Raw genomic sequence first — 18563 nt, forward strand, 5'->3', positions numbered from 1 at the left:
CGGCACCATCATCTGCATTGCTGCTGCGAGTGACATCGGGGTTTGTCACGCCGATTGTCACAGGGACAAACGCTGCAATGTGTTGCCCGGCAAGGGCTGCGGCAGTGATTTCGGCGCCCGTCTCTTTCCTGGAGAAAGAGACGGGCGTGGGCTGCCGCATTTGCACTGTGGATAAGTCGGCTTCGATCACGTTGGGCGTGACTGCGCGCCTAATTGGAAGCGAGCGCGCATGGGCTGGGACCACCACTGTAGGGCGTAGCCTTAAAGGCCCCTGGCTACCTGGGCAATGCTGTCGATGACAGCGCTGTACGGCTCTGGTGTAACGCGTGCTCGGAGGGTGGTCAACTGGGTGTGCGGTGGGCTTTTTAGTCGTTGGACGTGCGTGGGAGAAGGTGGCTTTGAATGGACGATGGGCCGTTCGTCGGTTTTTAAAGTGAGCCCCTGAGGACGGGAAGGCGAAGCCTTCCTGCCCTCAGGGGCTGGGCCTTAAAAGCTTATGGGCGATGCAGATGGTGGCGACGGTCGCCACGTTGTCGACATACGAAGGACCGCTAAATACGTGGGTTGTCGCCACTGTCGCCGTTGTCGCCAGCAGGAATTGATTAACGAAACGGGATGACGTTCCCGTTTTTGTTTTCATGAATGGCCGTCACCGACAAATTGCCGGTGGCGGCTTTTTGAATGTACTCGCTCCACCAAGTCATCATCGGGCGTCTTCGCTCGATGTAGTCCGCTCGGTTGTACGCGCTTCGGACTTCGTCTTTGTCGACATGGGCGAGTGCGACTTCAATCAATTCCGGGTCCCATCCATGTTCGTTGAGGATGGTGCTGGCCATTGATCGCAGGCCGTGGCTGACCAACCGATCCTGGAAGCCCATACGCTTTAATGCCATGTTCGCGGTCTGGCTGTTTGCGTGGGTACGCGGATTTCGGTCGGCCGGAAATACGTGTTCCCGATGGCCGCTGTAGGGCTTGAGTGTCTCTAGCAGCGCGAGCGTCTGGTCGCTTAGGGGGATGGGGTGCGCACGGCGTTTTTTCATGCGCTCCTTTGGGATGGTCCAGATGCGTTTCTCGAAATCTATTTCTGCCCAGGTCGTCCCGGCTGCCTCGGCAGGGCGGGTCATAGTGTGCAGTTGCCATTCGATCAGGCAGCGGGTGATGCGTTTGATGCTGGCGTTGGCAATCGCCAGCATAAGGTCGGGTAGTTCTTCGGGAGGAAGTGCCGGCATATTTTCTTTTTGCGGCTTTTTGAAGGCTGCCCGAATGCCGCTGAGCGGGTTCGCGAAGATCAGTCCGCAGTTGACGCCGTAGGCCATGATTTCGTTGAGACGTTGGGAAAGTCGCTTGACCGTCTCCAGGCTGCCTTTGGCCTCGATCGGGCGTAGGAGCTTGATGATCATGGGGGCGGTGATGTCTGCGAGGGGTGTGGCTTTGAGGCTGGGGAAAACATGCAGCGTGAGTGAGCGCCAGATGTCTTCGGCGTAGGCCGTTGTGACGGAGTGTTTTTTCAACTCGAACCAAGCGGTGGCCACCTTCTCGAATGTGTGCTCGGTTTTTGCCAGCTTGGCCTGCCTTAGCTCATCGCGGTGAGCCTTGGGATCAATGCCTAGCGCCAGTAGTTCACGTGCTTCTTGAGCTTTCTTTCTGGCGTTCGCCAACGAGAGAGCCGGGTAAGGGCCCAGCGCCATATTGAGGCGGTTTTTGGTTACCGGCTCGCGGTAGTTGAAATTCCATATCATCGAGCCACTGGCTCTGACCCTGAGTTGAAGGCCGTCGCCGTCAGTGAGAACGAAGTCTTTTCCTGTTGCCTTGACTGCCTTGAGTTGGCGGTCTGAGAGGCGGGTTGCATTAGTAGGCATGAGAGCTACCTCCGACACCGTTTTGGTATCCCAAAAATAGCACCGGTGGGTCCGGGATACCAAATGGGATACCAAAACGCCTGGAACTCAAAATACCTCTACAGAAGCCAATGGCCCTGAAACCCTTAATTTCACTGGATTCAAGGCACAAAAAAAGACGTCCGTGGACGTCTTTAGATGATGAAATGGTGGAGCCGGGGGGATTTGAACCCCCGTCCGCCAGTACTCCGCTGTCGGTACTACATGCGTAGCCGTGTCTATTAAGTTAACCCTCAGCGACCCGACGGGCAGGGTGCTTTGGGCGAGTTGTGTAAGTTTTAGCCGCTTCGTCCACAACGTACTGCACGGCGATTCTGTTCTATATGACAATCATTTCGGGTTTACAGACATCCCCTGATGATTGCTGGACCCGAAGGTACCAGGAGCATTGTCAGCTGCAATTAAGCAGCGAGAGCAACACCGTATTGGTCGTCATTGGCAACTATAAGTAGTTGCAACAGTGGATTTACGACTTCTGTTACCAAGTCGGCATGCACCTAGAGTTTCGCAACCGGCGTCGAATCCTAAACGGCCCCGAACTCATTGCCCGGTGAATCTGTTCGGGCAACAAGCGTGCACAGTGTACGTCAAAACGCTTGGCAGGCCAACCCGAAGGTTGGCCTGCGGTACATCAGTTACGCGTCGGGTTACGGATCTGCATCTTGCTGATGATGCCGTTGGTAACCTCGATGCATTCCTTATCGTTGCCGGACGCCTGGGCCGCAGTGGCTTTTTCCTGTGCTTCCTTGATGTTATTCATGGAGCTTTCAGGAAGGGACGGCTGGCTGGTGACGAAGTCTTTGATGCTTTGAAGATTCCCGGCACAAAGGTCTTTGTCCGCCGCGAACACCGGCGAGGCCAGAAGTGCACCAGTGATAAACAATCCAGCAATTGCAGAATGCTTCATGGGTATCTCCTTGAACGATGGGGGCTCGGTGCTGCCGGACGGTCTGGCCGCGATGCCGAGGTCAAGACAAGCGAGGTCAGTATAGGACCTGTCTGGTTGACCGCTTCGCTGCGCAGGAATTCGGTTTTATTTGCAACGAATGTCAAAAGGCCAGATCGGTCGGCCAGGTGCCGATGCAGCCGACCTGTAAAAGGTCGGCGCATGAATCATTTTTTGGTGTCACCGGTAGCGTTTTGAATGTCCAGCAGGGTTTGCTGTGTTTCAGCGAGGCAGTCGTCAATCTTGCCTTGTGCTTTCAGGGCGCGGGCTTTGCTGACACTGGCCGATACGCGCGCATTCAGGTCTGTCGACGTCAGGTATTGGGATTTTGCGCTATCGATTCTCTGCAGATTGGCATCGCATAAATCGCCAGGTTTTTCAGCGGCGAACGAAGTGGACGCCATCATCGAGGCAGTGACAAACAGACCTAACATTACAGAGCGGTTCATGTGTATCTCCTTGAACTGAGGGTTCAGACTTCGCTGACCGTTGAACAGGCCCCGAATCGTCCGGGGCATGTGCAGTGGACTACCGCCTCGCTCAAGGGTTCTGATTTTTTCCTCAGCAGGCTTTCGCCCGTGTCACCCGATCCACCAGATAAACCAGCCCGTGGTAGTCGATGCCACCGTGCTGGGTCAGGCCGATTTCACACGTGCGGCTGGTGGAAATGCCCTCGCTGCAATGCTGCACGGCGTCCTTGAGCGTACGCAGCGAATGGCTGTTCAGCTCCGGTGTGGTGAAGCCTTTGTCGCCGGCAAATCCGCAGCAATGTATGCCTTCAGGAATCACCACAGTGGTGCTGCATTTGCGCGCCAGATCGATCAGCGCCTGGCTTTCGCCCAAATGCTGAGTGCTGCAGGTCACGTGCACGGCAATCGGCGCTTCCTGGGGTGTGAAGTCCAGACGATCCAGCAGATGCGTACGGATGAAGCGCACCGGATCGTACAGATCCAGTCGTGTTTCGCCGATGTCCTGAACCAGTCGCAACGTACACGGGCTGGTGTCGCAGTAGATCGGGTCGAGGCCGCCGCGACTGGCGTGGAGCAGTGCGCTGATCAGCTCCTGACGTTTGTGCTCGGCCTGTTCGGCGTAGCCTTTGGAGGCGAACGGCTGACCGCAGCAGAGGTTGTCCTGGTTGTCGGGAAAGACGACCTGATAACCGGCTTTTTCCAGCAGGCCACGGGTTTTGTCGTACAGCGACATCTGCTCTTTGTCACCCGCCGCCGGGCCCATGACCCGCGACACGCAAGCTGCCAGATAAACCACGCGCGGGCGCTCGTCGGCCACGCTCGGGCTGAAGCGAATGGCTTTTTCCGGCTGTGGCATGGCGTTGGTCCACAACGGCACCTGGCCTTTGGACAAGCGCGTCAGCGTCGCCGACAACTTCGCCAGACGCGGTGCGCCGAGCATCATTCGTGCACCGTTGGCGACGTGCAGGGTGAAGCGCGCGCCTTGTAGGGTCTTGGCGAAATTTCCTTCGATCCAGTCAGCGGTTTTCTGATGCGTGGCGTGTCGGCCACGGAGCTTTTTCACCAGCTCGCCGGTGTTGATGCCTACAGGGCAGCGTTGCGCGCACAGGCCGGTGGCGGCGCAGGTGTCGATGCCTTGATAGTCGAAGGCTTTTTCCAGGTCGGTGGTGTCGACGCCGGCGCGCTTTTTCGCCTGGATATCGCGCCAGATGACGATGCGCTGGCGCGGGCTAAGGGTCAGGCCTTTCGAGGGGCAGACCGGTTCGCAGAAACCGCACTCGATGCACTTGTCCACAATCTCGTCCGCCGCTGGCAGCGGTTTCAGGTGCTTGAGGTGGATCTGCGGATCTTCGCTGAGCACCACGTCCGGATTGAGAATGCCGTTGGGGTCGAGCAGGCGTTTGAGCTGCCACATCAGTTGATAGGCGTCGCTGCCCCATTCCAGTTCCACGAACGGCGCCATGTTGCGGCCGGTGCCGTGTTCGGCTTTCAGCGAGCCGCCGAATTCCACCGCGACCAGTTGCGCGACGTCGTCCATGAACGCTTGGTAGCGTGCGATTTCTTCCGGGCTGTTGAAGCCTTGGGTGAAGACGAAGTGCAGATTGCCTTCCAGTGCGTGTCCGAAAAGGATCGCTTCGTCGTAGGCATGTTTGTCGAACAGCTCGATCAGGCGATTGACGCCGATGGCCAGTTGTTCGACCGGGAAGGTCACGTCTTCGATGATTACTGTGGTGCCGGTTTTGCGCACGGCGCCGACGGCGGGGAAGGTGTCTTTGCGGATGGCCCAGAGTCGGGCGTTTTCCACCGGGTCTTCGGTGAAGTCGACCTGCTTCTCTACGGGGAAATCGCGCAGGGACGCCATGATTTGCCCCAGTTGTTCCTGCAGCAATGTCGACGAAGCGGCGCGGGATTCGATGAGCAGCGCGCAGGCATTTTCCGACAGCCGCTGTACGAAAGCGGGCATGCCTTTTTTGTCCTGCACCGAGCGCAGACTGCGTCGATCAAGTAACTCCACCGCTGATACCGGTTGGCTTTTCAGCACGGTGACCGCGTTGCAGCAAGTCTCGACATCGGGGAACACGATCAGCGCCGAGGCCTTGTTCGGGTGATCGATGACGGTGTCGTAAGTCACCGCACTGATAAAGCCGAGGGTGCCCTCGGAGCCGACCAGCAGGTGGATCAGGATATCCACAGGCTCGTCAAAATCGACCAGGGCGTTGAGCGACAGGCCGGTGGTATTTTTCAGACGGTATTTGTGGCGGATTCTTGCGGCCAGTTCGGCGTTGGCGCGGGTCTCGCGGCCTAATGTCGCCAAGCGTTCGAGCAGGTCGCCGTGGCTGGAGCGAAATGCCGCGACGCTGGCAGGGTCTTCGGTATCGAGGCGCGTGCCGTCGGCCAGCACCAGCCGAATTCCGGCCAATGTGTGATAGGTATTCTGCGCAGTGCCGCAGCACATGCCGCTGGCGTTGTTAGCGACGATGCCGCCGATCTTGCAGGCATTGATCGACGCCGGATCCGGGCCGATCTTGCGTCCGAACGGTGCCAACCAGGCGTTGGCCTGCGCGCCGATCACTCCCGGTTGCAGGCGGATTTGCGCGCCCTGGCCGCGGATCTCACGGGCGTTCCAGTTATCCCCAAGCACGATCAGCACGGAGTCGCTGATCGCCTGCCCGGACAGGCTGGTGCCGGCAGCGCGGAAGGTCACCGGCACCTTGTCGCGCTGGGCCAGTTGCAGCAGCGCCACGACTTCGTCCTCAGACTCGACGCGAATCACCAGTTTCGGGATCAGTCGATAGAAACTGGCGTCGGTGCCGAGGGCCAGAGTCGACAGCGGGTCGTCGAAACGCCGGTCTGCTGGAATCAGTCGCTCGGCATCACGCAGGAAAGCAGCAGGAAGACTCATTGATCCTCCAGAATCAGCACGACCAGATCTTTCGGGCCATGCGCACCATACGCCAGCACCTGTTCAATATCGGCAGTCTTCGACGGGCCGGACACCAGCAGCGCGTTGGTCGGCATGCCTTGCGCCCATTCGAACTCCTGTTGCACCTGATAGAAGTTGTCGCGGATTTCGCTGGCCTTGAGTAGGGCAAAATGCACCGGCGGCACCAGGCTCATCAAACGCGGTTCTTCACGGGTTGGCCAGAGAATCAGGCTGCCGGTCGCGGCGATGGCACCGAGGGTGCCGGTAAGGCTGGCCGGGGTGTCGTTGAACAGCTCGGCTTTCCACTCTTCCATTGGCCGGTCGTAGGACTTCAGTTCTGGCAGCTCGAGATTGTTCGCCCAGTGCTGTGTGATGCGTTGCCCATGCGGTGTGGTCGGTGCGATCAGCAGGCTCGGCAATTGGCGGTCGCGCAGCAGTTGCGCCAGTAATTCCGGCCACTCGGCGCCCGAGGTCAGGTGGATTTCGGTGTGCACCGCCTCCATCAGTTTGCGCAGTTGCGGGATGCGTTGCTCAGCGCTGTAGGTGTAGGGCTGGGTGACCAGATCGACATCGAAGTTGTCGGCAATTGGCGTGGTGCCGGTCAGACTTTTCCGCAGCTTGCCGAGGATATTTTGCTTGGCGCTCATCGACGCTCTCCCTGTTTGGCCAGATGCTCGCGGGCCATGTCATGCAGCGAACGCGCGGCCGGTTTTGGCGCGCTGTGGTTTTGCGTCCATGGGCCGACATTGCTCGGCGTAAGGGCGCGCAGGCGCGTGGCGAAAAAAGCGAACAAGCGGTACAGCGTCGGCGAGCTATTGAGTCTGGCCCAGGCGTTCCAGATGAAAAGTTCCTTGCGCGAATACTTGCTGCCCTGACCGCGCATCACCTGATTCGGTGCGTCCGGAGCTTTGACGTTTTCCTCACGCAGACGGCGCAGGATCGCCGGGATCGGAATCTTCACCGGGCAGACTTCACCGCAGGCGCCGCACAGTGAGGACGCGCTCGGGTGGTCCGGAACCTTGGCCAGGCCGACCATATGCGGGGTGATGATCTTGCCGATCGGGCCTGGGTAGACCTCGCCATAGGTGTGGCCGCCGACGCGGGTGTACACCGGGCAATGATTCATGCAGGCGCCGCAGCGGATGCAGTTCAGGGTCTGGCGCAATTCACTGTCGGCGAAGGCCTGGCTGCGACCGTTATCGAGCAGCACCAGATGCACTTCCTGCGGGCCATCGAGTTCGTGTTCCTTGCGCGGGCCGGAGATCATGTTGACGTAAGTGGTGATCGGAATGCCCAGCGCCGAGCGCGTCAGCAATGACAGCAGCGGCACCACGTCGCGCAGGTTTTCCACGACTTTTTCGATGCCGGTAACGGCGATATGCACCGGGGGAACGGTGGTGGTCATGCGCCCGTTGCCTTCGTTTTCCACCAGCAGCAGGGTGCCGGTTTCGGCCACGGCGAAGTTGACGCCGGAGACGCCGATGTCGGCTTCGAAGAATTTCTGCCGCAGGACCCTGCGACCGATCTGAATGAGTTGGTCAACGTCCTTGGTGTATTCCACGCCAAGTTTGTCGTGGAACAAGGACGCGACCTGACCGGCATTCTTGTGGATCGCCGGCATAATGATGTGTGAAGGCTTCTCGTGGTCGAGCTGGACGATGTACTCCCCCATGTCGGACTCCAGACATTCAATGTCCCGAGCCTCGAGGAAATGGTTCATCTCCATCTCTTCGCTGACCATCGATTTGCCCTTGATCACTTGCCGCGCCTCGTGAGCGCGGATGATCGATAAGACGATGCCATTGGCCTCGTCCACCGTTTCCGCCCAGTGCACTGTCACACCGTTGCGGGTCAGGTTCTGTTCCAGTTGCTCGAGCAGGTCGGGCAACTTGGACAGCGCGCGGGCCTTGATCGAATTGCCCAGTGCGCGCAAGTGTTCTCTTTCGTGGGCATCGCTGAAAGCCGCTGCCCGTTTGGTCATCAGTGAATCCATAGCAGTGCGGAAGTTGTTCCGCAGCTGCTGATCACCCAAGGCATTGTGTGCCCGGGTGCGGAAATCTTCTTCTACGGCGACCGTAGGAATAATCGTTGAGGTGCTCATTGTGCACCTCCGGTTCGCTGCCAGAGGAAGCTCGCCAGATGTTGCCCGCGTAACGCGTCCTGCTGTTTCTCCAGCGCGCCGTTGATGTTCATCAAACAGCCGCAGTCGGCACTCAGTACCTTGTGGGCGCCGGACTCTTTCAACGCACGGGTCTTGTCAGCCACCATCGCGCCGGAAATGTCTGGCATACGGACGCTGAATGTCCCGCCGAAGCCACAGCATTCGCTTTCGTGGTCGTGATTGACCCGCTCCACATTGCTCAACTGCGCCAACAACTCGCGGCCGTGCAGGTGGGTGTTCATTTCGCGGCGTGCCGAACACGAGGTGTGCAGCGCGACTTTCACCGGTTCGCCGCTGTCCTTGAGCTGCACCTTGCAGACGAACAGCAGAAACTCGGCCAGTTCATAAGTGCGAGCCGCAAGGGCCTGCACCTGTTTCAACGTTTCCGGCTCGTCCTTGAACAAGTCGGCGTAATGCTCGCGCAGCATGCCGGCGCATGAACCCGACGGCACTACCACCGGATAATCCCCGGCAAACAGCGCCAGTTGTGAGCGCGCTACCGCCCGCGCCTGCTCGGTGTAACCCGAGGTGTAGGCCGGTTGGCCGCAGCAGCTCTGCCCTTGCGGATACTCGACCCGGATCCCTTCACGCTCCAGCAGATGGATCGCGTCCATCCCGGCTTCGGGGTAGAACAGGTCGACCACACACGTGCCGAACAGGTAGACCCGCGACGGTTTCTCGCTGGGGTATTGCCGAGGTTCGGGCAGTGGCGGTGCCACGCGGGTCGCGTTCGGCACAGCGTTGTAAAAAAGCTCGCTCATCAGGCGTGTCTCCGGGTAGGCCCGGTTATCCGTCTGCTGCGGCTGCCGAATATAAAGCGCATTGCTTTCAGCAGCCTTACAGACCCGGTGGTGAATTGCTGACGCCGGATCACGGGCCGGCGTCGGTTATTTCCGTCTTTCTTGTAGGTTTAGTGCACCAGCATGCCGGTGAACCAGTAGGCCTGAGCCAGGGTGATCAAACCGACAATCGTTGCAAAGAATAGGCTGTGCTTGAGGGTGAAGCGGAACAGATCCGATTCCTTGCCGACCAGACCGGTCGCGGCGCAGGCCACGGCGATCGATTGCGGCGAGATCATCTTGCCGGTCACGCCGCCGCTGGTATTGGCCGCCACCAGCAAGGTGTCGTTGACGCCGATCTGGTGGGCGGTGGTCGCTTGCAACGAACTGAACAGCGCGTTCGACGACGTATCCGAACCGGTGAGGAACACGCCCAGCCAACCGAGGAACGGCGAGAAGAACGGGAACGCGGCGCCAGTACCCGCCAGCACCAGGGCCATGGTTGAGGACATGCCGGAGTAGTTGGTGACAAAGGCGAACGCCAGCACCATGCCGATCGAGAGGATTGGCCAGCGCAGTTCGTAGAAGGTCTCTTTCAAAGTGGTCAGACCAGTTTTGAAATTGATCTTCAGTACCAGCATCGAAATCAGCGCGGAGAAGAAAATCGCCGTGCCGGTGGCGGAAATCGGGTCGAGTTTGAATACCGCTGGAATGGCGGTCGGGTTGGCCACGATTGGCGCAGTCTTGATCACCAGTTGATCAAGGTGCGGAATCGCGAAGTTGAACACCCAGCTGTACATCGAGCCGCCGGCAGCGAACATGGCTTTGAAAGGCTTCAGCGTCCAGATCGTCACCAGCACAGTGAGGATCAGGAACGGCGACCACGCCTTGAAAATTTCCCCGAGGCTGTAGGGCGAAGCCACGGTGGTGCGCTTCTGGCCGAAACCGCCGACGCTGGCGCTGACCACCGAAGCGGATACGGCACCAACGATGTGCTGGCCGGCGGCGCGACGTGGTTGCCAGACCTTGAGGAACAGGGTCAGGGAAATCAGGCTGGCCAGTGCCGAGGTGATGTCCGGCAGTTCCGGGCCGATGAAGTTGGAGGTGAAGTATTGGGTGATGGCGAAACTCAGACCTGCCACCAGCGCGGCCGGCCAGGTTTCGCGCACACCGCGCAGGCCGTCCATCATGAACACCAGCCAGAACGGCACGAACAGCGACAGCAGTGGCAGCTGGCGACCGGTCATCGCGCCGATCTTGAAGGCGTCGATGCCAGTGACCTGGCCTGCAACGATGATCGGAATCCCCAGCGCGCCGAACGCCACCGGAGCGGTGTTGGCGATCAGACACAGGCCGGCGGCGTACAGCGGGTTGAAGCCCAGTCCTACAAGGAGTGCGGCAGTAATCGCGACCGGCGCGCCGAAACCGGCGGCACCTTCCAGAAATGCGCCGAAGCAGAAACCGATCAGCAACACCTGCAAGCGTTGGTCATCGGTGATCGACAGGACTGAGCTGCGGATGACCTCGAACTGACCGCTCTTCACCGTCAGCTTGTAGAGGAACACCGCCGCGACAATGATCCAGGCAATCGGCCACAGACCATAAGCGAAACCATAACCAGCGGCGGCGAAGGCCATGTCCACTGGCATCTGGAAGGCGAAAATCGCCACGGCAATCGAAAGCGCGAGGGTGATGCTGCCGGCCACATGGCCTTTGAGACGGAACACCGCCAGGGCGAGAAAGAAGAACACGATGGGAATGACGGCCGCGAGAGCGGAGACGCCGAGACTGCCGAGCGGACTGTAGAGCTGTTGCCAGGTTTGCATGGTGGGGTGGCCCCTAATTGTTGTTGGTCAGGCACTGTGAGCAATCTTGGATAATTGGTAAGACCAATTTACAAGCGCTGTCGGCTAGGGTAAAAGCCTTGATGTCGGTGTGTCAATTTGCCGCTCTGAAACTTTCGTCGAAGATACGGTGCAGAGAGCAACTGATCCGCTTTGGCGAAGTGGTGTCTGGCAGGTGTCGGCGGCGCGCGGATAGGCCAGAATAGACACCCCGGCGAGCGGTCGGGATCGTGGAGAAATGAGTTATGGGCTTTGATCAGATACGTCAGCGCCGTTTGTCTGACGATATTGTCGAGCGCCTCGAGGGGATGATCCTTGAGGGCACGCTGAAGTCGGGCGAACGTCTGCCGGCCGAGCGCACGCTGGCCGAACAATTTGGCGTATCACGCCCGTCCTTGCGCGAGGCGATTCAGAAACTGGCAGCCAAAGGCTTGTTGGTCAGTCGCCAGGGCGGCGGCAATTATGTGGTGGAGGGCCTGGGTTCGACGTTCAGCGATCCGCTGCTGCAATTGCTTGAAAGCAATCCCGAAGCGCAACGTGATTTGCTCGAATTCCGGCACACCTTGGAGGCATCGTGCGCCTACTACGCCGCATTGCGCGCCACCGATGTCGATCGTGAGCGCCTGACCGCTGCGTTCGAAGAGCTGCAGGATTGCTACTCGCGTCACGAAGAAGTCAGCCGGGCGGAAGAGGGCGCGGCGGATGCCAAGTTTCATCTGGCGATTGCCGAGGCCAGCCATAACGCGGTGTTGCTGCATACGATTCGCGGACTATTCGATCTGCTCAAGCGCAACGTCGTGACCAACATCGGCGGCATGTACAAGCAGCGCACGGAAACCCGCGACATGCTGATCTCGCAGCATCGGGAATTGTATCTGGCGATTATCGAAGGGCGTGCCGAGCAGGCGCGAGAAGTGTCCAGCCGACATATTTTGTATGTGCAGGAGGTGCTGGAAGAGGTGCGTCAGGAGGTGCAGCGCATGGCTCGGGCGGAGCGGCGCAAGGGGATGTGATCAGGTGTGTTTGTGTTGATGCTGAAATAGCTTTCGCGAGCAGGCTCGCTCCCACCTTTGAAATGCATTCCAAGGTGGGAGCGAGCCTGCTCGCGAATTGGCGCTAAAGGAGGAAGATCAGTCTTCCTTGCCCTTGTTGCGCACCGCACGCTGCAATTCACGACCGGCATCGCGCTCGCGCTCGGTGTCACGCTTGTCGTATTCCTTCTTGCCCTTGCCCAGAGCGATCTCGCACTTGACCATGTGCTTGCTCCAGTACCAGGACAGGCAGACGCAGGCATAACCCTTCTGCTGCACGGCGGCGGCGAGCTTGTCCAGCTCGCGGCGGTTGAGCAGCAGTTTGCGCGTGCGCACCGGGTCGGCGATGACGTGAGTGCTAGCGGTCATCAACGGCGTGATGTGGCTGCCAAGCAACCATGCTTCGCCGTCCTTGAGCAGCACATAGCTGTCGACCAGCTGCAACTTGCTCGCCCGCAGACTTTTTACTTCCCAGCCGGCCAGGACCAGACCAGCCTCGAACTTGTGCTCGATGAAGTAATCGTGTCGCGCCTTTTTGTTCTGCGCGATGGTCCCTGTTGGGTGTTTCTTCTGTTTAGCCATAGGGGCGGCATTATATGGAGTTGTTCGGCTGTCGGCTACGGTGTTGCTGCGTGCTTGAGCAGGTTGAGTGAATCCCGGACAATGCGGCCTCTTTTTCTAACGCTTGGGCGTGATAAACGATGTCGACAGACAAGGTTTCTGTCCACGGCAGTTGGGCTAGCCGCTGGGTATTCATACTCGCCGCGACCGGTTCGGCCGTGGGACTGGGTAGTATCTGGAAGTTCCCCTACATGGTCGGGGTCTACGGCGGCGGTGCCTTTGTGCTGATGTTCCTGGCGTGCATCGCGCTTATCGGTGTCCCGGTCATGCTCGCGGAAACCCTGATCGGCCGGCGCGCCCGGCAAAGTCCGGCGAATGCCCTGAAGGTGCTGGCACTGGAAGCCGGGCACTCGGCCAAATGGTCGTGGGGCGCGTTCGCCGGGATGATCACGGCCCTGCTGATCCTGTCTTTCTACAGTGTGGTCGGCGGCTGGTCCCTGGACTACATCGTCGACATGGGCCGTGGCGATTTCCAGGGCGCGACGGCTGATCAGGTCGGCGCCTATTTCGGCAATGTCATCTCCAATCCATGGCGCCTGACACTTTGGCACACGATTTTCATGCTGCTGTCGGCCTTCGTGATCGCCAAAGGCGTGGTCGCCGGGCTTGAACGCAGCCTGCGGATCATGATGCCGCTGCTGTTCGTGATGATTCTGGTGCTGCTGGGTTACAGCATGACCACCGGGCATTTCATGGAAGGCGTGCATTTCATGTTCGACTTCCACCCGGAAAAAGTCCTCGACGGCCTGCTGCCAGCGATGGGGCACGCGTTCTTCTCGCTGAGCGTCGGTGTCGGTTCGATCATGATCTACGGCGCCTACATGCCAAAGAACACCTCGTTGTCGGGCACGGTGGTCGGTGTCGCGCTGCTGGATACTTTTGTATCGCTGGTCGCCGGTCTGGCGCTGTTTCCGATTGTGTTCGCTGCTGGCCTGAACCCAAGCGAAGGTCCGGGACTGATGTTCGTCAGCCTGCCATTTGCTTTTGGTAATGTATTTTTCGGCCAGTTGATGGGCGTGGTGTTCTTTGTGCTGGTCGCGGTGGCGGCGTGGAGTTCGGCGATTTCGCTGCTTGAGCCAATGGTGGCTTACCTGGTTGAACGCACTAAAATCAGCCGCATCTGGGTCACGTTCTGGCTGGCGTTCACCTGCTGGTTCGTTGGTCTGGGCACGGTGTTTTCTTTCAATATCTGGAAGGAAGCCAAGTTTTTCGTGAACGAAGGCGGGGCGTTCAGCCTCTATCAATGGGGTGCGCAGAGCGGTCTCGACTTCTTCGGCGTGATCGATTTCTTCACCTCGCGGATCATGTTGCCCCTCGGTGGCTTGTGTTTCGTGCTGTTCGCGGGATGGGTGATGGGGCGTGAAGCGGTGCGGGATGAATTGTCCATCCGTAACCCGGTTCTATTTGCTCTGTCCCTGTTCTTGATGCGCTACGTGGCGCCTATCGGCATTCTTGTAGTCTTTGCCGCTCAGCTCTGGAAGTAACGCTTACATGACGACACATATCCAACGATCCGCGCTCCTGCCGTACCCGGCGCAGTTTCTCTACGACCTGGTCAACGACGTCGCGCGTTACCCGGAGTTTCTGCCGTGGTGCTCGGAGGCTGAAGTGCTGGAAAGCTCCCCAGAACACATGCGCGCCAGTGTCGGCGTAGCGAAGGGCGGCCTCAGTCAGCATTTCGTCACGCGCAATACGCTGGTGCCGGGGCAGTCGATCGAGATGAATCTTGAGGAAGGCCCGTTCACTCAGTTGCACGGCATCTGGGTATTCAAGGCGCTGAACGAAAAGGCCTGCAAGATCAGTCTGGATCTGTCGTTCGATTATGCCGGGCCGTTGGTGCGCGCAACTCTGGGGCCGTTGTTCAATCAGGCGGCTAACCAGCTGGTGGATGCTTTCTGCCAGCGCGCCAAGCAGATGCATGGTTAAGCCGGTGATCGAGATAGAAGTCGTGTACGCAGCGGTTGATCGGCAGGTTATGCGTGCGATCAGCGTGGCTGAAGGCGTTAGCGTTCGTGCTGCGGTGCACGCATCGGGCATCGCGGCCGAGTTTCCTGAGCTGAATCTGGCGCAGTGCCCGCTGGGGATTTTTGGCAAGGTCGTGGCTGACGCGGATTCTCGCCCTGTTCAGGCGGGCGACCGGATCGAAATATATCGACCGCTGCTGGCTGATCCCAAAGAGGTTCGACGTTTGCGTGCGGCCAAGGCTGCCGAGGCCAAAGCACGCAATTCTTGATCAGGCCAAACGGCAGGCAATAAAAAACCCGGAATGTCCGGGTTTTTTATTGCCTCGCCTATTACTGCGGCGAGGTGTCCAGCGGCTCTGGTGTCGGAACCGGTACGGTTTCCACACCATCGACGTCCTTCTGAATCTGATCCAGCAAGGAGCCTGGTTTGGCTGGTTTTTCAGCTTCTGGCTTGTCGGCGTTTTCAGCAGGCGCGGTCACGGTAGTACCGCTGTCCTTGCCGAGAATGGCTTCGTCACGGCTCACGCCGGGCATGAAGTCACCGGACAGGCTGACAAGCTGGTCATTGGAGTTGAAGATAACGCTGATTCGTTCCTGCTGGCGTTCACCGCCACCCGGTTGCAGGCTGTACAGATAATCCCAGCGATCGGCATGGAACGTGTCGGCAAGCAGAGGGTTGCCCATGATAAACCGTACTTGCGGCCGGGTCATTCCCGGGCGTAACTGGTCTATCATGTCCTGCGTGACGACATTGCCCTGCTGGATGTCGATTTTGTAAACCCCGGGGAATGAACAACCGGCGAGTGCGAGCAGTCCCACAAAGGTGAAACTGGTTAGCAAGAGCTTGGTGTTTTGCATCGGTGGGCGACTTCCACTATCTTGGCTGGGACAACGTAAACGCCGATCATACCCGCATTAAGAGAAGCTGCGAAGCAGCATCGCGAGAAAGCTGACCATGGTTGAAAATAGCGAACTACGCAAAGCCGGCCTCAAAGTGACCCTGCCACGGGTCAAGATCCTGCAAATGCTCGACTCTACCGAGCAGCGCCACATGAGTGCCGAGGACGTCTACAAGGCGTTGATGGAAGCTGGTGAGGACGTTGGTCTGGCCACGGTTTACCGTGTACTGACCCAGTTCGAAGCGGCCGGCCTCGTGGTCCGCCACAACTTCGACGGCGGCCACGCGGTCTTCGAACTGGCTGACGGTGGCCACCACGACCATATGGTCAACGTGGAATCGGGTGAAGTGATCGAATTCTTCGACGAAGAAATCGAAAAACTTCAGAAATCGATCGTCGAGAAGCATGGCTTCGAGATGGTTGATCACAACCTGGTGCTGTACGTACGCAAGAAAAAGTAAGCATGTCGCGCGAATTTCACATTCGCTAAACGAACGAAGGCGACCCAAGGGTCGCCTTCGTGCTTTCTACTATTTATTACGCCTTGGCGGTCACCACCATTTTTTTCGCGTGAGCCAGGGATTCCTTGGTCAGATCGATGCCGCCGAGCATGCGCGCGACTTCTTCGATGCGCTCGTTCTTTGTCAGCTTCGCTACAGCGGTGTGAGTCGCCTTCTCGTCGCGAACCTTGTGCACGAACAGATGTTGATGCCCTTGCGCCGCCACTTGCGGCAAGTGCGTCACGGTCAGGACCTGGCCGCGATCACCGAGACGGCGCAGTAACTGGCCGACAATCTCGGCAGTCGGACCGCCAATACCTACGTCCACTTCGTCGAACACCAGCGTCGGCACGCGGGAGGTCTGGGCGGTAATGACCTGAATCGCCAGACTGATCCGCGACAGCTCACCACCGGAGGCGACTTTTGCCAGTGCCTTGAGCGGTTGGCCGGGGTTGGCGCTGACCAGCAGTTCGACCTGTTCCAGCCCGTTCGGCAGCAACTCATCGCTGCTGTTGGCTTTCAGTTCGATGGTAAAGCGGCCGCCGGGCATGCCCAGGCGCTGGATTTCCTGCTCCACTGCACTGGCGAGGCTACCGGCAGCTTGATGACGAAGGTCGCTCAGCTCGCGGGCTTTCTCTTGGTAGTGGCGGGCGTAGGACGCCAGTTCTTCACCCAGGCGTTCGATGGATTCATCGTTGGCGTTGAGGGTTTCGATTTCATCGAGCAGCTTTTGCTGCATCTCGCCGACTTCGGTCGGTTGAATCCGGTGTTTGCGCGCCAAGGTGTAGATCGCGTCGAGGCGCTCTTCGAGGTATTGCAGACGAGCCGGGTCGGCATCGAAGTTGTCGAGGAAGCGATTGAGCTCGCCGACTGCTTCTTCTACCTGAATCTGTGCGCTGGTCAGCAGACTGCTGGCTTCACCCAGCGCCCCCACCGAACTGTTCACGCTGGAAAGTCGATTGAGGCTGGCGGTCAGCGCATTCAGCACATTGCCGGAGTCGCTTTCGCTGCATTGCTCGACCACTTGCCGGCAAATGCCCAGCAAGGTTTCGGCGTTGGTCAGGTTCTTGTGTTCCTGCTCCAGCTGCTCCAGTTCATTTTCGCCGAGGCCGAGGTTTTCCAGTTCTTCGAGCTGATAGCTGAGCAGTTGGTGGCGTGCGCGCTGTTCGTCGCCGGAGTTGGACAGCCGCTCCAGTTCTTGGCGGGTCTGACGCCAGCGTTGCGCGGCAAGCTGCACCTGACGCGCCAGGTCGGTGGCGCCGGCGTACTCGTCGAGCAGGCGGCGATGAGTATCAGTTTTCAGCAGCGATTGATGTTCATGCTGGCTGTGGATATCGATCAGCAGCTCGCCGAGGGCTTTGAGGTCGCCAAGCGGGCAGGGCGTGCCGTTGATATAACCGCGCGAACGACCTTCCGAGGTGATGACCCGGCGCAGGATGCACGGCCCGTCGTTTTCCAGATCGCGCTCGGCCAGCCAGGCGCTGGCTTCAGGGATATCAGCGAGATCGAAGGTGGCGAGAATGTCGGCTTTATCAGCGCCCGGGCGAACCACGCCGCTGTCGGCGCGATCACCCAGGGTGAGGCCCAGGGCATCGAGCATGATCGACTTGCCGGCGCCTGTTTCCCCTGTGATCACGCTCATCCCGCGATCAAGTTCGAGATCGAGATGTTCGACGATGGCGTAGTTATGTACGGACAGGTGCACCAGCATAAAGGCAGCTCCCAGGCTTGAGGTCTGGTTATTTATACAGTGTTTTGTTCAGGCCTGACAATGCCCTCGCTTAGCTCGATTTGCTTGATCGCAAAGTTTTCTTAGCGCATTCAAGAATGACTATTCAGCACTTTTTTGTAAGGACAATCGATTGCAGCCCTTGAAGCCTGATTTTGCGGCCCCATATATCGGGGCAGAAGCGCGAGTCAGGCTCGCGGACGAAATTGAAAGGAGAATTCTATGGCTGACGAACAGACAGTAGATACGCAAAACCCAGAAGCCAATCAGGCGCCCGAAGGTTCGGGTGACGACCTGGCGACCCGTGTGCAAGTGCTCGAAGAGCAATTGGCCGCCGCGCAGGATCAGTCTCTGCGTGTTGCTGCCGATCTGCAGAACGTTCGCCGCCGTGCCGAGCAGGACGTCGAGAAGGCGCACAAGTTTGCCCTGGAAAAATTCGCCAGCGACCTGCTGCCGATCGTCGACAGCCTGGAGCGCGGCCTCGAGCTGTCGAGCCCGGACGACGAAAGCATCCGCCCGATGCGCGAAGGCATCGAGCTGACCCTGAAAATGTTCCACGACACCCTCAAGCGCTACCAGCTTGAAGCGATCGATCCGCATGGCGAACCGTTCAACGCCGTTCACCATCAGGCGATGGCCATGCAGGAAAGTGCCGACGTCGAGCCGAACAGCGTGTTGAAGGTTTTCCAGAAGGGCTACCAGCTCAATGGTCGCCTGCTGCGCCCGGCGATGGTCGTGGTCAGCAAGGCGCCGGCACCGGTTTCGCCTTCGATTGACGAGCAGGCTTGAAATTAGCCG

17 protein-coding genes and 1 other RNA gene are annotated in these 18563 nt (G+C 59.0%); 6 read left to right on the plus strand and 12 right to left on the minus strand.

Translation table 11 applies throughout. The annotated features are described in order from the left end of the window. Nucleotides 1–602: 602 nt before the first annotated feature. The 9 genes from AB4N41_RS12505 to AB4N41_RS12545 form a co-directional block, all read right to left on the minus strand. Complete coding sequence (locus AB4N41_RS12505; RefSeq protein WP_231671442.1) at nt 603–1859, minus strand: integrase domain-containing protein; 1257 nt, start codon at nt 1857–1859, stop codon at nt 603–605. 186 nt (nt 1860–2045) lie between these two features. Next, nucleotides 2046–2434: a transfer-messenger RNA gene (gene ssrA / locus AB4N41_RS12510) on the minus strand. A 95-nt stretch (nt 2435–2529) separates the two neighbouring features. Next, nucleotides 2530–2805: a hypothetical protein gene (locus AB4N41_RS12515; protein WP_016771781.1), complete on the minus strand. Its 276-nt coding sequence runs from the start codon at nt 2803–2805 to the stop codon at nt 2530–2532. Between the two features lie 206 nt (nt 2806–3011). After that, nucleotides 3012–3293 (minus strand): hypothetical protein, encoded by a 282-nt coding sequence (locus AB4N41_RS12520; RefSeq protein ID WP_041477921.1) that lies wholly within the window; start codon nt 3291–3293, stop codon nt 3012–3014. A gap of 112 nt (nt 3294–3405) precedes the next feature. Beyond that, complete coding sequence (locus tag AB4N41_RS12525) at nt 3406–6216, minus strand: FAD-binding and (Fe-S)-binding domain-containing protein (protein ID WP_252877426.1); 2811 nt, start codon at nt 6214–6216, stop codon at nt 3406–3408. Further along, nucleotides 6213–6884 (minus strand): LutC/YkgG family protein, encoded by a 672-nt coding sequence (locus AB4N41_RS12530; protein ID WP_252877427.1) that lies wholly within the window; start codon nt 6882–6884, stop codon nt 6213–6215. Before AB4N41_RS12530 ends, AB4N41_RS12525 begins: the two co-directional genes overlap by 4 nt. After that, entirely contained in the window at nt 6881–8338 is a 1458-nt protein-coding gene (locus tag AB4N41_RS12535) for a LutB/LldF family L-lactate oxidation iron-sulfur protein (RefSeq protein WP_252877428.1), read from the minus strand. The genes AB4N41_RS12530 and AB4N41_RS12535 overlap by 4 nt, the downstream gene beginning before the upstream one ends. Next, nucleotides 8335–9159, minus strand: coding sequence for a (Fe-S)-binding protein (locus tag AB4N41_RS12540; protein WP_252877429.1), 825 nt, complete (start codon nt 9157–9159; stop codon nt 8335–8337). The genes AB4N41_RS12535 and AB4N41_RS12540 overlap by 4 nt, the downstream gene beginning before the upstream one ends. Before the next feature lie 149 nt (nt 9160–9308). Beyond that, a complete protein-coding gene (locus tag AB4N41_RS12545; RefSeq protein WP_016771776.1) occupies nt 9309–11003 on the minus strand; it encodes a lactate permease LctP family transporter in 1695 nt (564 codons plus the stop codon). A 263-nt stretch (nt 11004–11266) separates the two neighbouring features. On the opposite strand from AB4N41_RS12545, the gene AB4N41_RS12550 reads away from it, so the two are divergent. After that, the gene (locus AB4N41_RS12550) at nt 11267–12034 is read left to right on the plus strand and encodes an FCD domain-containing protein (RefSeq protein WP_016771775.1); all 768 of its coding nucleotides are present in this window, start codon (nt 11267–11269) and stop codon (nt 12032–12034) included. 117 nt (nt 12035–12151) lie between these two features. Here AB4N41_RS12550 and smpB read toward each other — a convergent pair whose 3' ends face one another. After that, nucleotides 12152–12634: an SsrA-binding protein SmpB gene (gene smpB / locus AB4N41_RS12555; RefSeq protein WP_007953781.1), complete on the minus strand. Its 483-nt coding sequence runs from the start codon at nt 12632–12634 to the stop codon at nt 12152–12154. 119 nt (nt 12635–12753) lie between these two features. On the opposite strand from smpB, the gene AB4N41_RS12560 reads away from it, so the two are divergent. From AB4N41_RS12560 to AB4N41_RS12570, 3 genes are read left to right on the plus strand one after another with little or no spacing between them, the layout of a single operon-like run. Continuing rightward, nucleotides 12754–14157, plus strand: coding sequence for a sodium-dependent transporter (locus tag AB4N41_RS12560; RefSeq protein ID WP_016771774.1), 1404 nt, complete (start codon nt 12754–12756; stop codon nt 14155–14157). 7 nt (nt 14158–14164) lie between these two features. Next, entirely contained in the window at nt 14165–14599 is a 435-nt protein-coding gene (locus AB4N41_RS12565) for a type II toxin-antitoxin system RatA family toxin (RefSeq protein WP_016771773.1), read from the plus strand. Then, on the plus strand, nt 14592–14906 hold the full coding sequence (locus AB4N41_RS12570) for an RnfH family protein (RefSeq protein WP_252868784.1): 315 nt from the start codon (nt 14592–14594) through the stop codon (nt 14904–14906). Before AB4N41_RS12565 ends, AB4N41_RS12570 begins: the two co-directional genes overlap by 8 nt. A 61-nt stretch (nt 14907–14967) precedes the next feature. Here the strand turns inward: AB4N41_RS12570 and AB4N41_RS12575 are convergent, their stop codons facing one another. Then, nucleotides 14968–15495, minus strand: a complete 528-nt coding sequence (locus AB4N41_RS12575; RefSeq protein ID WP_016771771.1) for an outer membrane protein assembly factor BamE — start codon at nt 15493–15495, stop codon at nt 14968–14970. 97 nt (nt 15496–15592) lie between these two features. Between AB4N41_RS12575 and fur the strand changes: the two genes are divergently transcribed. Beyond that, a complete protein-coding gene (fur, locus tag AB4N41_RS12580; protein WP_016771770.1) occupies nt 15593–15997 on the plus strand; it encodes a ferric iron uptake transcriptional regulator in 405 nt (134 codons plus the stop codon). 76 nt (nt 15998–16073) lie between these two features. On the opposite strand, the gene recN is transcribed toward fur, so the two are convergent. Next, on the minus strand, nt 16074–17747 hold the full coding sequence (gene recN / locus AB4N41_RS12585) for a DNA repair protein RecN (RefSeq protein WP_016771769.1): 1674 nt from the start codon (nt 17745–17747) through the stop codon (nt 16074–16076). A gap of 240 nt (nt 17748–17987) precedes the next feature. Here recN and grpE point away from each other — a divergent pair, with 240 nt between their 5' ends. Next, the gene (gene grpE / locus AB4N41_RS12590; protein WP_016771768.1) at nt 17988–18554 is read left to right on the plus strand and encodes a nucleotide exchange factor GrpE; all 567 of its coding nucleotides are present in this window, start codon (nt 17988–17990) and stop codon (nt 18552–18554) included. The last annotated feature ends 9 nt before the right edge of the window (nt 18555–18563 follow it).

Source organism: Pseudomonas sp. S2_A10 (assembly GCF_054668465.1).